Source organism: Nocardioides sp. WG-D5, assembly GCF_054031175.1.
In genome coordinates this window covers 89,780-104,684 of the sequence record NZ_CM132928.1, presented here as the reverse complement: position 1 = coordinate 104,684, position 14,905 = coordinate 89,780, and the positions used below count along the sequence as shown (strand labels likewise).

Sequence of the window (14,905 nt, the reverse complement as noted above, 5' to 3'; positions counted from 1 at the left end):
TCGGACGCCTATGCTTGCCGCCCATGGCCAGCCCCCACCACGAGCCACCGACGATCCCGGGTTTCCGGCATCGCGCGCTGATCGGCGCGGGCGACTCCTCGGAGCTCTTCCTCTACGAGTGGCAGCAGGAGAAGGTCGACGTCGCCGTGAAGGTCTGGAACGACCGGCTCAGCGCGGAGATCCAGGACGCGCTCGCCCGGGAGACCAAGGAGGTCGCCGAGCTCGCCGCGCACCCGCACGTGCTGCCGCTGCACGCCGTCGGGGTCAGTGACGACGACCGCTGCTTCGTCGTGATGGACCACCGCGCCGGCGGTGACCTGGAGGCGCGCAGACGGAGCGAGCGGCTCCCCGTCGCCGAGGCGCTCAGCCTCACGATCAAGGTCGCCGGAGCGCTCGACGTCGCGGCCCGCCACGGCATCCTGCACGGCGACGTGAAGCCGGGGAACATCCTGCTGACCAGCGGTGGCGAGCCGCAGCTGGTCGGCTTCGGAAGCCTCTCCTCGGCCGGGCGTCCCGGCGGCGCCGACTCGCCCTCGCTGCCGTGGATGGCGCCGGAGATGCTTGCCGAGCCACCCGAGCCGAGCGCCTGGGCGGACATCTGGAGCCTGGCCGCGACCTGCTACACGCTGCTGGCGGGACGTACGCCGTTCGAGGGGCCGGACGGTTCCGGCGCCCCCGGGGCGCTGGCGGAGCGGATCCGGGAGTCCGACCCGACGGCCATCGACCGCGACGACGTCCCGGCGTCGTTCGAGGAGGCGCTGCGCAAGGCGATGTTCAAGCGCCGCGCCGGGCGGCACTGGAGCGCCGCCGACTTCGCCAAGGCCCTCCAGGCGGTCGAGGAGGAGCTCGGCCTGCCGGTCACGCCGCTCGCCGAGATGCCCGAGCCCGGGGAGGAGCTGCCGGGGCGGGCCTCGATCGTCGACGCTCCCGAGAGTGTGGACGCACCCGACGTTCCCGACGTTCCTCGGGCGCCCGAGATCTCCGAGGCCCCCGAGGTCGAGTTCGCGCCGGACCCGGTCCCACCTCCGGTGCAGTCGGAGTCGGAGGCAGCCGCGGCGGGAGACACCGCCGAGGTGCCGATCGTCACCGGTCCCGTGATCGACACCTCGCCCGAGCAGTCCGAGGACGTCCTGGGCCATCGGGTCGACGTCGACCGGGTCGCCCGCCTCCTCGTCTCCGCGCACACCCAGCTGCCGATCTCCGTGGCCGTCCAGGGGCTGCCCGGGAGCGGCAGGTCGACCTTCCTGCGGAAGGTCCAGGAGCGCATCGACTGGCTCACCGAGCACGACGACACCTATGCCGTCCGCACGAGGCACGTACGCATCGACGCCCGGCAGTACGCCGACGGCGACGTGGCGAGCCGGGTGATCGAGCGCGTGCGGAGCGTGGGCAGGAGCCAGCCGCCGCCGCTGGTGGCCAAGCACCAGGCCGCGCAACGGCGGACGGCCGAGCTGAGGGCCGCCCTGGCGGGGCTGCCCGAGGAGGAGACGCAACGCGGCAAGCGCCGGACGCAGCAGCCGATGACCACCAGCATGGCCCTCGCGGCGATGGACCGGGAGGTCGCGGCCTACGAGGCCGCGCTGCGGGCGGCGCCGCCCGGACCACCGCCGGGCCCGCCGGCCGGCGCGCTGGCGGGCGCCGTGGCTGTCCGGACGATCGTCTACGTCGACGACCTGGACCGGTGCGACCCCGCCACGACGGCCGGCGTGCTGCGGGCCGTCGACGAGCTGGGCGGCCAGGAGGAGGTCGCGGTCGTCGCGGCCGTGGACGCGCAGATGCTGCGGCGGTCGCTCGAGGGCCGGGTGGCGGAGCCCGCTGCGTACCTCGCCCGGGTCTTCGACGTGCCGTTCGCGCTGCGCGCGTTCGCGGGCGACCCCGCGGTGCGGTTCATGCGGTCGCTGATGCGCCAGGCGGTGCCGTCGTGGCCCTCCGCGCTGGCCACGGGCGCCGGTGACCGGTCCGGCCGCCAGGGTGCGGTCGCGAGCTTCGAGATGACGCCCGGCGAAGCGCTGTTCACGAGCGAGCTGGCGCGCTTCTGCGCGACGCCCGGAGGCGCCCGGAAGCTGCTCGCCGTCTATCGGCTCGCGCGTACGGCGCCGGCGAAGGTGAGCGCCGGCCCGGCCGGCCACCACGCCCTCGGGATCCTGATGGCGATCCTGGTCGGTGCCCCGGCTCAGGCGGCCCAGGTGCTCGGGGCCGTCGTCGAGGCGCTCGCCGCGGGCGAGGACAGCGGCACGTTCCGCACGCTGCTGGAGAAGGTGGCGCGGGAGCACACCGCCGAGTGCGGGCGGGCGACCTGCGGGCCGTGCGCCGACTGGTCCCGGGTGCTCCGTGCCCACGCCGACCTCGTCCGCGGGCAGCAGGTGCCGCAGGAGATCGGGGCGTACGCCGAATGGGTCGACGAGGTGGCGAGGTTCAGCTTCCCGACCTGACCCCTTCCGCGCCGAACCCTTCCAGGCTGTGCCTTTTCAAGAACTGAAACACGTTCTACTCTAGGCGCCATGACTGGACTCCTGGATGGCAAGGTCGTCGTGCTCTCGGGGGTCGGCCCCGGCCTCGGACGCTCGCTCGGCGAGCAGGCCGCGCTGATGGGCGCCGACCTCGTGCTCGCCAGCCGCACCGAGAAGCGGCTGCAGAAGATGGCCGGCGTCATCGAGGAGCACGGACGGCGTGCCCTGGTGGTGCCGACCGACATCACCGACGAGGACGCCCGCCGGCACCTGGTCGACGCCGCGCTGGAGGAGTTCGGCCGTGTCGACGTGCTGCTCAACAACGCCTTCGGCATCCCGCCGATGGACCCGCTGACCCAGATCCCGCTCGACGCGCTCCGGCTGGCCCAGGAGTCCAACGTGTACGCACCGCTGCGGCTCTCGGCGCTCTTCGCCGACGCGCTCGCGGCCACCCCCGACAAGCCCGGCGGCGCGATCGTGATGATCAACTCGGCGGTGCTCTACCAGAGCCAGCCGGAGTTCGCGGGCTATAAGCTCTCCAAGGGAGCCCTCGCGCACCTCGCCTCGTCGCTGGCCACCGAGCTCGGCCCGCGCGGCATCCGGGTCAACTCCGTCGCGCCGTCCTACATCTACGAGGACGTCAACAAGGCCTACTTCGACTGGATGGCCTCGGAGTCGGGGCGCACCCACGAGGAGGTGTACGCCGAGAAGGCCGCCCCCACCGACCTGAAGCGGCTCGCCACCCCCGAGGAGGTCGCCCGGGCGGCGCTGTTCCTGGGCAGCGACCTGGCCTCCGCGGTGACCGGGACCGTGCTCAACGTGGACTGCGGGGAGTTCCATGACTGAGACTCGCCCGAACGAGACCGCACCGCGCGAGCGGGCGGACGTCGGGACGTACGAGGACATCTGCGCGGCGGCCACCCGCACCACCGGGCTGAGCGACTTCGGCGGGACCGACCACGAGGAGGGGCTGCGGCTGCTCGTCGAGGACCTCGCCTCGCCCGAGGCCGGTCTGACCCCCGTCGGCAACTACTTCCACCGCGCCCAGGTGAAGTCCGCCCTCGTCGGCCGGCTGATGACGCAGGCCAGGCTCGCGGAGTTCCCCCAGCACCAGGACGTACGCATCGAGCGGCCGATCTTCGTCACCGGGCTCGTCCGCACCGGCACCACCGCCCTGCACCGGCTCCTGGCCGCCGACCCCGCCCACCAGGGCCTCGAGACCTGGCTGACCGAGTTCCCTCAGCCGCGGCCGCCGCGGGAGACCTGGGAGGACGACCCGGTCTTCGAAGCGCTGCAGAACGCCTACCGGCAGCACCATGTCACCAACCCCGAGTTCATGGGGATCCACTACATGGACGCCACCAGCGTCGAGGAGTGCTGGCGGGTGCTGCGGCAGAGCGGCAAGTCGATCTCGTTCGAGTCGCTCGCCAACGTCCCGCGCTACTCCTCCTGGCTGGCGAAGCAGGACTGGCGCGACGCGTACGAGCTCCACCGCCGGAGCCTGCAGCTCATCGGGCTCAACGACACCGACAAGCGGTGGGTGCTCAAGAACCCCTCGCACCTGGTCGCGCTCGACGCGCTGATGGAGGTCTACCCCGACGCGCTCGTCGTCGTCACCCACCGGGACCCGGTCGTCTCGGTCGCGTCCGGCTGCTCGCTGTCCGCGGAGGCGACCGCGGGGATGTCGACCACGTTCGTGGGGGAGACCATCGGGGCGACCCAGCTCGAGATGCTCTCCCGCTCGTGGCGCTCGTTCGGGGAGGCCCGTCGGCGCTATGACCAGGCGCAGTTCCTCGACGTCGACTACCGCGGGTTCGTCCAGGACCCGGTCGGCACGGTCGAGGGCATCTACAGCCACTTCGACATCCCGTGGAGCGACGCCGCCCGGACCGAGGTCTCCCGTATCGACGCCGAGTCCCGGAGCGGGAGCGCGCGGCCCAGGCACGACTACAGCCTCGCCGACTACGGGTTGACGGAGGACGAGGTTCGCCAGGCGTTCACCTCCTGATCCGGCGAGCGCTCGCCGTGGCGGACCGGATGTGCTCTACCGTTCGGCGCGAGCTCAGCGCGTGCGGGCTCATGAAGCTGCCCAACTCACGGGAGTCGTGCGATGAGTCACGCCACTGCTGTCCTGGCCTCCGAGTCGACGGACGCGCCTGCCAGGCCCTCGGCCCGGCTCGTCGCCGTACTGGCCCTGCTGGCCGCGTTCGCCGCCTCGATGAGCCTCTACTTCGCCACCACGCACGCGCTGTCCTACCACGCACGTGACGAGGGACCGAACGCCTCGTACGCCATCTCCCTGCACGCCGGCGACCTGCCCACGATCGACTCGCCGGTGGCCCTCGACCGGGACCGCTTCCCGCAGATCGCCCGAGGCGCGAACGGGGAGGAGTTCGACCGGCACCGGATGATCTGGACGGCCAACCACCCGCCGCTCTACTACCTCCTCGGGGTGCCGTGGGTCGCTCTCGCCGACGCGCTCGACAACCCGCAGGTGCTGATCACCGGGATGCGGGCGACGAGCGCGCTGGCGTACGGGGCGCTGGTGTTCCTGGTCGGGCTGATCGCCTTCGAGGTCACCCCTCGGCGTCCCGCGGCGGCGATGCTCGCCACGGCGATCACCGCCTCGCCCGCGGTGCTGGCGGTCGCGGCGGGGTTCATCATGAACGACAGCGTCGCGGTGGCGGCCTCGTCGCTGACCGTGCTCGCGACCCTGCGCATCCTGCGGCTCGGCGTGACGCGGAACCGGATGATCGTGATGGCGGTCGCCGGCACGCTGGCCGCCGCGACGAAGGCGCCCGGCGTGATCACCGTGATCATGTGCGGTGCCGCGCTCGGGGTGACGCTGCTGCTCCGCGACCGCACCTGGAAGGGCTTCCTCCGGGCGACCTGGCTGACCGCGATCGCGACCGGGGTGCCGGGCCTGGCGATCGGCTGGTTCTACGTACGCAACATCGTGCTCTACGGCGACCCGACCGCGAGCTCTGCGCTCCTGGAGCGCTACCAGCGGGTGCAGGTGGACACCTGGTTCGAGGTGATGACCGCGCCACGGTTCTGGCACGGCTGGTACGACCACCTGTGGGTGCCCCTCCCGCTGCGCGGCACCGGGCTGCACTGGGTCATCGACACGATCACGCTCGTCGCGCTGCTCGGGCTGGCGCTCGGTGTCGTGGCGCGGCTGCGTGACCACGGCCGGGAGCACGGCCTCGTCGTCGGCGCACCCCGGGTCCCGTCGGTGGCGACCGTGGGTCTGCTCGTGCTGATCGCGCACGCGTTCGTGATCATCGTCAACCTCGCCCAGTTCCGCTCCGGAGGCGGCAACCCGCACGAGCGCTACCTGATGACGATCATGCCGCTGGTGGCCATCGTGCTCTCGGTCGGCCTCCTGGCCATCGTCGACGCGGTCCCGTGGGGAGAGGTCCGCCGGCGCGAGGAGATCGCCGCCGCGATCGTCTCGGCGTTCCTGCTGGGGATGGCCGCCGCCACCTTCGCCGTCTCGGTGCGCACGCAGATCCGCGTGGGCGCGGATGTCATGCTCCCGGAGCTCCGGCTGGTGCCGTACGTCGTCCTCGTCGCCGGCGGACTCTGCGCACTCGCCGCGGTGGCACTCCCGCTCGTCTGGCGGCCACGTGCGGACGAAGGTGTGGGTGTCGGGCCGCTTCGTGGGTTCTCCGGCCCGGGCTTCGCCGATGTGGAGGGGACCCTGCGGGCTCCTCTCTAGCGCCGCGCCCGAGACAGGTAGCGCACTACTCGCTCTCCGGGGCGCGGGGCGCGGTTGGGTGACTGCATGATCACCCACGCCATCCCGAGCTCCCACCGCACGGCATCGACGGTCTGGAACAGGATCGCCGCGGTGCTGTCCGGTCTGCTCGGCGTCGGCTTCGGCATCCCGGCCGCCTATGGCACCTACCACCTCGCGACCCATGACGGCGAGGTGTGGATGTTCATGGGCTTCCCGACTTACGGCGACGGCCCGTTCGTCGACGTCGGTATCCCGACGACCGTGCTGCTGCTGGCCGGGTTCACCGCGGTGTGCCTGGCCGAGGCCGTGGTCGGCGCTCTGCTGTGGACGCGTCCGCGCCTCGGCGGGTGGCTCTCGATCGCCCTGCTCCCGTTCGAGCTCGCCTACTGGTGGGGCTTCGCGTTGCCGTTCGGGCCGATCGCGGGGCTGGCTCGGACGGCGGCGGTGGTCATGGTGCTTCGTCGGCGGGACTAGTCCGAGCGTCGGCGTGGAGGTCGAGGGCACCAAGACTGTCGGTGGTCCCGAGTAGCCTGGACATCATGCGTCCTGTCACCGATCTCGAGCGTCGTGTCGCCCCGTTCAAGGTGGTCTCCGACTACCAGCCCTCGGGCGACCAACCGGCGGCGATCGCGGAGATCACCAAGCGGATCCAGGACGGCGTCAAGGACGTCGTCCTCCTCGGTGCCACAGGAACCGGTAAGACGGCGACGGTGGCCTGGACCGCCGAGCAGCTGCAGCGTCCGATGCTGGTGCTGCAGCCCAACAAGACCCTCGCCGCGCAGTTCGCCAACGAGCTGCGCCAGCTGTTCCCGGACAACGCGGTCGAATACTTCGTCTCCTACTACGACTACTACCAGCCGGAGGCGTACGTCCCTCAGACCGACACCTACATCGAGAAGGACTCCTCGATCAACGAGGAGGTCGAGCGGCTGCGCCACTCGGCCACCAACTCCCTGCTGACCAGGCGCGACGTGATCGTGGTGAGCACGGTGTCGTGCATCTACGGCCTCGGCACCCCGCAGGAGTACGTCGACCGGATGATCCGGCTGCGGGTGGGGGAGGAGCATGACCGCGACTCGATCCTGCGGCGGCTGGTGGAGATCCAATACACCCGCAACGACCTCTCCTTCACCCGCGGCACCTTCCGGGTGCGCGGCGACACCCTGGAGATCTTCCCGGTCTACGAGGAGCACGCCGTCCGGATCGAGTTCTTCGGTGACGAGATCGAGCGACTGATGACGCTGCACGCGGTCACCGGCGAGGTGCTCACCGAGGACCAGGAGCTCTACGTCTTCCCGGCGACCCACTACGTCGCCGGTCCCGAGCGCATGGAGCGGGCGATCAACGGCATCGAGGCCGAGCTCGACCAGCAGCTGAGCACCTTCGAGAAGCAGGGCAAGATGCTCGAGGCGCAGCGGTTGCGGATGCGTACGACCTACGACATCGAGATGATGCGCCAGGTCGGATCGTGCTCCGGGATCGAGAACTACTCGATGCACATCGACGGCCGGGAGCGTGGCTCGGCGCCCAACTGTCTGCTCGACTACTTCCCGGAGGACTTCGTCCTCGTCGTCGACGAGTCCCACGTCGCGGTCCCGCAGGTCGGCGGGATGTACGAGGGCGACATGTCCCGCAAGCGCAACCTGGTCGAGCACGGCTTCCGGCTGCCCAGCGCCCAGGACAACCGGCCGCTGAAGTGGGAGGAGTTCCTGGAGCGGATCGGCCAGACCATCTACCTCTCCGCGACACCGGGCGACTACGAGCTCGACAAGGTCGGCGGCGACACCGTCGAGCAGATCATCCGCCCGACCGGGCTGATCGACCCCGAGGTGATCATCAAGCCGACCAAGGGCCAGATCGACGACCTGATCGGCGAGATCAACGACCGGGTCGCCAAGAACGAGCGCGTCCTGGTCACCACGCTCACCAAGAAGATGTCCGAGGACCTCACCGACTACCTGCTCGACGCCGGGATCCGGACCAGGTATCTCCACTCCGAGGTCGACACCCTCAAGCGGATCGAGCTCCTCCGCGACCTGCGGCTGGGGGAGTACGACGTCCTGGTCGGCATCAACCTGCTCCGTGAGGGTCTCGACCTCCCGGAGGTGTCGCTGGTCTCGATCCTCGACGCCGACAAGGAGGGCTTCCTGCGCTCGGACAAGTCGCTGATCCAGACGATCGGCCGTGCGGCCCGAAACGTCTCCGGCCAGGTGCACATGTACGCCGACAAGATCACCCCCTCGATGGAGTCGGCGATCGAGGAGACCAACCGCCGGCGCGCGATCCAGATGGCCTACAACGAGGCCAACGGCATCGACCCGCAGCCGCTGCGCAAGAAGATCGCCGACATCACCGACATGCTCGCCCGCGAGGACGAGTCCACCCAGGAGCTGCTCAACACCTGGGCCGGCACCGAGGCCAAGGGCCGCGCGGGCAAGACGTCCGCCAAGGCGCCCACCCCGATGCTCGGCGACGCCGCCCGCGAGGCCCGCGAGCGCGGCCTCGTCGGCCTCCCCTCCTCCGACCTGGCCCAGCTCATCGGCGACCTCACCGACCAGATGAAGGGCGCCGCCGCCGAGCTCCAGTTCGAGGTCGCTGCCCGGCTGCGTGACGAGATCTCCGAGCTCAAGAAGGAGCTCAGGCAGATGATGGAAGCCACTAAGTAAAGAGGCTTCCCTGCTGGTCGAGCCGCGAGCGCCAGCGAGCGTGTCGAGACCAACACAGTCCTATCGAGCGCCGACGTGAACTGTGTTGGTCTCGACACGCCTCCGCCTAGCGGCTCCGGCGGCTCGACCAGCGGTCGAGCATGCCCTCGATCAGGTCAGCAGCCCGGCGGGTGCCGCCCTCGGTGAGCGCGTCGGCGCGCAGCTGAGCAGACCGGGCGACCCGGTCGGGGTCCTCGAGCAGCTCGAGCAGAGCCGTACGCAGCGCAGCCGCCGAGACGTCCTCGGCGTCGATCCGACGGGCGACCCCCAGGTCGACCAGCCGGTCGGCGTTCATGAACTGGTCGACGGCCTGCGGCACCGTGATCATCGGCACGCCCGCCATCAGGCCTTCGCTGCTCCCGCCCATCCCGGCGTGGGTGACGAACGCGTCCGCCGCTGCGAGAACGGCGCGCTGCGGCAGCCAGCGGTGGACCTCCACGTTGCCGGGGAGCTCGCCGAGCTCGGCGGGGTCGAGCGTGGTGCCGATCGAGATCACGACGTGCCAGCCGGGGAGGGCTGCGTACGCCTCGATGCAGGCGCGGAAGAAGGAAGCGTCGCCGGTGTAGGCCGAGCCGAGGGAGACCAGCAGGACGTGTTCGGCGCCGGCGGGGCGGGTCCAGGTCTCGTCCGAGTCGAGCGCGAAGCACGGCCCCACGAAGGTGACCACGTTCTCATCGACCTTGTCCGCGTTCGGCTGCATCGCCCGGGGGATGAGCGCGAGCGCGCGCTTCGGCGCCCCGGCGAACGTGTCCAGATCCAGGGTGGTCGCCCCGGCTTCCTCGAGCCACGCCGAGAACCGGTCGAGGTAGTCGTCGTAGCCCGGCAGCTGGCGCACCTGTGCACCGACCTCCTCGGCGTACCCGTCCCAGGCCACGAACGTCGGCGAGAGCTGCACGAACGGACGCTGCTGCTTCTCGGCGAGCGCCCGGGCAGCGTAGCCGCCGATGTCGTAGAGGTAGAGGTCGGCCGGCTCGGTGTCGTAGAACGCGTGCAGATGCGGCAGCACGAGCATCGCGTCATCGAGGAAGATGCCCATCCCAGCGACCGGGTCCTCGGGCCACTGCCGGTCCTCGACGGGCAGCACCGTCGGCATCGCGACCAGCTCGGCCCCGGTCGGCTTGATCGCGTCGGACATCGACTCGTGGGTGGCGTACGTGACCCGATGGCCGCGCGCGACCAGCTCCTTGATCAGCTCGAGGCTCGGGAGGACGTGGCTGATCGCGGGAGAGGCGACCATGGCGATGTGGCGCGGTGGAATAGTCATGACATCGCTGAACGCTATCGGCCCGGCGACGGCCGGAGCGACCGAGTATTCGCGTCGACCTTCGCTCACCTGCCCGTCGCGGTCTGTTCACCGCACGTGAGCCGTGGGCCGCGTGTCTCGTCAGTTTTGCGCGTTACGGTCGTAGATGTGTCCGTTCCCCGGGTCTCCGCGTCCCAATCCACGATCTGCGTCCTGCTGCTGGGTGTGCTCGGCTTCGCGATGAGCGCCCAGGTGGCGATCGCGATGCCGGCGCTGTTCAAGGCCGACGAGCGGGCTCATGCGGCGTACGCGGTGGCGCTCTCCCAGGGGACGCTCCCGACGATCGACACCGACATCCCCGACGACCCGGTGCGCTACCCGCAGCTGGCCGAGAGCCTCTTCGGGGCCGACGAGGCCCACCGTGACATCTGGGTCGCCAACCACCCGCCGCTGTTCTACGTGATGAGCCTGCCGCTGGTCTGGCTCGGCGACGCGGTCGGCTCGCCGGGGCTGACGCTGCTCGGGATGCGGCTGCTCAACGCCCTCGGCTTCGCCTTGACCACGATCATGGTCGGGCTGCTGGCGCGCGAGCTCGTGCCCAGGCGTCCGGCGGTCCCGGTGATCGCCTCGGCGATGTGCATCGGCTGCGGCGCGATGACGTTCCTGGGCGGCGGGATCTACAACGATGGCTGGTCCTCGGCGGCGGCGTTCATGACGCTCTTCCTCGGCTTCCGGATGATCCGCCAGGGGGTGACCCGTGAGCGCCTGATCGCCGCGGCAGCGGTCGGGGTGGCGGCCGCCGGCCTCCGATCGACCGGCCTGGTCGCGGTCTTCTTCCTGGGTCTCTGCGTGCTGGTGGCCATGTGGCTGCGGGAGCCGTCGCTGCGTACGTTCCTGCGGGGTACTTTCTGGCGCGCGGTCGGGATCGCGGCGTGCATCGGGATGGCGCCGGTGGTCGTGTTCGGCTGGTTCTACGTGCGCAACATCCAGATCTACGGCGACCCGACCGCGTCGAGCTCGCTTTTCGAGAAGTTCGGACGCGAGCCCAACGGCACCACGCTGTTCCAGCTGGTCAACCCCGAGTTCTACGGCCATCTCCTCGGCAGCCTGTGGACCGATGGCAACATCGCCAACACCTGGAGCCAGGCGGCGGTCATCGTGCTCACCCTCACCCTGGTCGGCTTGGTGCTCGACGCCGCCGCGAAGGCCAACCCGCGCCGCACCGGCGTCCTGCAGCGCATCCAGCTCGCTCCGCAGAGCACGATGCAGCACCGCCAGGACCTGGCGATCTGGGCGCTCCTGGGCGGCTACTGCCTGCTGATCCTGGTCAACGTCGCCGGGTTCATCGCCGGTGGTGGCTGGATCCACGCCCGCTACGCGGTGCCGTTCCTGCCGTTCCTCGCCGCCGGCGCCGGGCTCGCCGCGCTGCGCCTGGGCCGCGTCTTCCCGCTCCGATCCATCCCGACGGGTCCGACCTCCGGGGCGACCGCGACCGACGAGGCCCGCGACCTGCGCATCGGCCTGGGCGTCTCGCTGGCCTTCATGGTCGTCGGCCTGGTCTGCCACCTCGACACCGAGCAGTACGTCGACGGGCCGGTCAGCAGCACCTTCGCGCTGGTCGCCCTGGTGACGGCCGATCTGGTGATGTTCGCCGTCGCCGCGTACGTGGCCACCGAGCTGCGGCGGCGGATGCGACCGGGCACCTTCGACGCTGCCCGCACCCTCGCCGCGCCCGTGACGACAGGGGCTGTGACCGAGGGCGCTGCCAGCCGTCCACGGGCCAGCACCGGGAGCTCGGCGACCCCGAAGACCCCGTAGCATCCCTATGTGAGCCACGAAGATCCCCAGTCATCCGCACGCTCATGGCTCGTGTGGGGCATCGGCGTAGCGGTCTACGGTCTGGCGGTCTTCCATCGCAGCAGCCTCGCGGTCGCCGGGCTGGTGGCCACCGAGCGCTTCGGGATCGGCGCCAGCCAGCTGGCCGTCTTCACGATGCTCCAGCTGCTGGTCTACGCCTTGATGCAGGTGCCGGTCGGGCTGCTGGTGGACCGGTTCGGGTCGCGTACGGTTCTCTCCGCCGGCGCCGTGATCCTCGCGGTGGCGCAGGCCGGCTTCGCGTTCGCCGACTCCTACCCGCTGGCGCTGCTGGCACGTACGTTCGTGGGGATGGGCGACGCGATGACGTTCATCTGCGTGCTGCGGCTGGTGCCGTCGTGGTTCCCGACCCGCAAGGTTCCGCTGGTCAGCCAGCTGACCGGCACGATCGGCCAGATCGGCGCGATCGCCGCCGCGGTCCCGATGACCTGGGCGCTCGGCCACCTCGGCTGGACCCGCGCCTACCTGACGGCCGCGCTCATCGGACCGGTCCTGCTGGTGCTGCTGCTCCTCTTCGTCCACGACGGCCCCGGCGCCCGGCACCGCCGCGGCATCGCCCTCAAGCCGCGCGAGGTCTTCCGGAGCCTGAAGGCGTCCTGGTACCAGCCGGGCACCCGCCTGGGCTTCTGGATCCACTTCTCCACCCCCTTCAGCTCCCACCTGATGGGGCTGCTGTGGGGCTTCCCGTTCCTGGTGACCTCCGAGGGGCTCTCCGACACCCTCGCCGGCACCCTGCTCTCCGTCACCGTCGTCGCCGCCCTGGCCGCGGGGCCGGTGATGGGCATCCTCGCCGGCCGCCATCCCTGGCACCGCTCGACCCTGGCACTGACGATGATCGCGGTGATCGCATCCGTGTGGACCCTCGTGCTCGCCTGGCCGGGCGAGGCGCCGCTGCCGGTCCTGCTGCTCCTGATGTGCGTGGTCGGCTTCGGCGGACCGGCCTCCATGATCGGCTTCGACGTCGGCCGCACCAGCAACCCGCCGGCCCGGATGGCGAGCGCCAGCGGCATCATCAACCAGGGCGGCTTCGTCGCCGCGCTGCTCGTGATCGTGCTGGTCGGCTGGATCCTCGACTGGCGCACCGCGGGCGACTCGACCTCCTACACGCCGGAGGCGTTCCGCTGGGCGATGTCGGTGCAGTACCTGTTCTGGGGCCTCGGCGTGGTGCAGATCTGGCGTCATCGGCGCGACGTGCGGCGGCGTACGACCCGGGAGCAGGTCGCCGCCGGCTCCTCGATGGTCGCCGACTGAAAAGCGATCGACGCCGTTCGCCCGGACGTCACCTGGACGGCACCGAGGCGCACTAGCTTGTCGAGGTGCCCACGCCTCCGCGCTCGCTGTCCCAGGTGACCGTTTGCCTGCTCCTGCTGGGGGTGCTCGGCTTCGCGATGAGTGCGCAGTACGCGATCGGGATGCCGCCACTGCTGAAGGCCGACGAGAAGCAGCACGCGGCGTACGCCATCGTCCTGTCCCAGGGCGTCCTGCCGACGATCGACACGAACACCCCGGCGGACCCGGTGCGCTATCCGCAGTTCGCCGAGGCGCTCTTCGGGCTCGACGAGCCGCGCCGCGACATCTGGGTCGCCAACCACCCGCCGCTGTTCTACGTGATGAGCCTGCCGCTGGTCTGGCTCGGCGACGCCGTCGGCAACGTCGGGGTCACGCTCCTGGGGATGCGGCTGCTCAACGCGCTCGGCTACGCGCTGAGCATCATCCTGGTCGGGCTGCTCGCTCGTGAGCTGGTGCCCAGGCGCCGGGTGGTGCCGGTGCTCGCCGCGGCGATGGTGCTCGGCTGCGGCGTGGTGACCTATGACGGCGGCGCGATCTACAACGACGGCTGGGGCACGGTCGCCGCCTCGATGACGCTGCTGCTCGGGTTCCGGATGGTCCGCGAGGGCGTCACCCGCGACCGGCTGATCTGGGCGACCGTCGCCGGCGTCGCGGCGGCCAGCTTCCGCTCGACCGGTCTGGTGGCGGTGCTCGTGCTCGGTGGCTGCGTGCTCGCCGCGCTGTGGCTGCGCGACCCGACGATGCGTACGTTCCGCCGCGGTGTGCTGCTCGCGGTCCGGATCGGACTGGCGCCGGTGGTCGTGATCGGCTGGTTCTACGTACGCAACATCATGCTCTACGGCGACGCGACCGCCTCCGCGGCGCTCTTCGAGAAGTTCTCCCGGCAGACCCACGGCGACACGCTCTTCCAGCTGGTCAACCCGGAGCTCTACCTGCACCTCTACGGCTCGCTGTGGGCCGACGACGTGATCCCGAAGATCTGGATCGTCGCCGCCGCGGCGACGCTGGCCGTCACCGTCACCGGCATGGTGCTCGACGTCAACGCGAAGGCCCGGCCACGGCCGGACGGGGTGATGCGCCGAGTCGTCATCCCCGGACCGGAGCCGACCCTCCTGGAGCGTCGGCTGGAGCTGGCCGTGCGCGCGCTGATGGGCATCTACTGCGTCATCATCATCGTCAACCTGGCCTCCTTCCACGCCGGCGGCGGCTGGATCCACGCCCGGTACGCGGTGCCGTTCCTGCCGGTGATCGCGGCGCTGACGTCGCTCGCCCTGCTGCGCGTCGGCCGCCGCTGGGTCCGGGGCGACGACGAGGAGAGGGTCGACCTGCGCATCACGCTCTACGCCGCGGTCGGGTTCGTCGTCTCCGCGATGGTCGCCCACCTGCACATCCAGCAGCGGATCGACGGACCGGCAGATGCCTCCTGGCTCTTCGCCCTGATCGCGGCCGACCTGGTGATGTTCCTCGCCGCCGCGTACGTCACCGCGCAGCTGCGCCGCCGGCTGCGGCCTGAGGTCTTCGGCCTGACCGCGCAAGCGGAGGCGAACTCTTCGCCCGCCGGACACCTGACGACCAGTCACCTGTCGCCGCGGTGAACATC

10 protein-coding genes are annotated in these 14,905 nt (G+C 70.8%); 9 read left to right on the top strand and 1 reads right to left on the bottom strand.

Annotation, left to right across the window (positions count from 1 at the left end; genetic code table 11):
• Nucleotides 1–23: 23 nt before the first annotated feature.
• The 6 genes from ACWZJV_RS00535 to uvrB all read left to right on the top strand — a co-directional run bounded on the left by ACWZJV_RS00535 (nt 24) and on the right by uvrB (nt 8,858).
• The gene (locus ACWZJV_RS00535) at nt 24–2,432 is read left to right on the top strand and encodes a protein kinase domain-containing protein (RefSeq protein WP_457179842.1); all 2,409 of its coding nucleotides are present in this window, start codon (nt 24–26) and stop codon (nt 2,430–2,432) included.
• A 69-nt stretch (nt 2,433–2,501) separates the two neighbouring features.
• Nucleotides 2,502–3,296: an SDR family oxidoreductase gene (locus ACWZJV_RS00530; RefSeq protein ID WP_008360049.1), complete on the top strand. Its 795-nt coding sequence runs from the start codon at nt 2,502–2,504 to the stop codon at nt 3,294–3,296.
• On the top strand, nt 3,289–4,458 hold the full coding sequence (locus tag ACWZJV_RS00525) for a sulfotransferase family protein (RefSeq protein WP_457179841.1): 1,170 nt from the start codon (nt 3,289–3,291) through the stop codon (nt 4,456–4,458). The genes ACWZJV_RS00530 and ACWZJV_RS00525 overlap by 8 nt, the downstream gene beginning before the upstream one ends.
• 102 nt (nt 4,459–4,560) lie before the next feature.
• Nucleotides 4,561–6,171, top strand: a complete 1,611-nt coding sequence (locus ACWZJV_RS00520) for an ArnT family glycosyltransferase (protein WP_457179840.1) — start codon at nt 4,561–4,563, stop codon at nt 6,169–6,171.
• Nucleotides 6,172–6,237: 66 nt separating this feature from the next.
• Nucleotides 6,238–6,666, top strand: coding sequence for a hypothetical protein (locus ACWZJV_RS00515; protein ID WP_457179839.1), 429 nt, complete (start codon nt 6,238–6,240; stop codon nt 6,664–6,666).
• 65 nt (nt 6,667–6,731) lie between these two features.
• Nucleotides 6,732–8,858, top strand: coding sequence for an excinuclease ABC subunit UvrB (uvrB, locus tag ACWZJV_RS00510; RefSeq protein WP_008360043.1), 2,127 nt, complete (start codon nt 6,732–6,734; stop codon nt 8,856–8,858).
• A gap of 106 nt (nt 8,859–8,964) precedes the next feature.
• On the opposite strand, the gene ACWZJV_RS00505 is transcribed toward uvrB, so the two are convergent.
• Nucleotides 8,965–10,161, bottom strand: a complete 1,197-nt coding sequence (locus ACWZJV_RS00505; protein WP_457179838.1) for a macrolide family glycosyltransferase — start codon at nt 10,159–10,161, stop codon at nt 8,965–8,967.
• Nucleotides 10,162–10,308: 147 nt separating this feature from the next.
• Here ACWZJV_RS00505 and ACWZJV_RS00500 point away from each other — a divergent pair, with 147 nt between their 5' ends.
• The 3 genes from ACWZJV_RS00500 (at nt 10,309) to ACWZJV_RS00490 (ending at nt 14,900) form a co-directional block, all read left to right on the top strand.
• A complete protein-coding gene (locus ACWZJV_RS00500; protein ID WP_457179837.1) occupies nt 10,309–11,958 on the top strand; it encodes an ArnT family glycosyltransferase in 1,650 nt (549 codons plus the stop codon).
• 9 nt (nt 11,959–11,967) lie between these two features.
• Nucleotides 11,968–13,266, top strand: a complete 1,299-nt coding sequence (locus ACWZJV_RS00495; protein WP_457179836.1) for an MFS transporter — start codon at nt 11,968–11,970, stop codon at nt 13,264–13,266.
• A gap of 65 nt (nt 13,267–13,331) precedes the next feature.
• Nucleotides 13,332–14,900 (top strand): ArnT family glycosyltransferase, encoded by a 1,569-nt coding sequence (locus ACWZJV_RS00490; RefSeq protein ID WP_457179835.1) that lies wholly within the window; start codon nt 13,332–13,334, stop codon nt 14,898–14,900.
• The last annotated feature ends 5 nt before the right edge of the window (nt 14,901–14,905 follow it).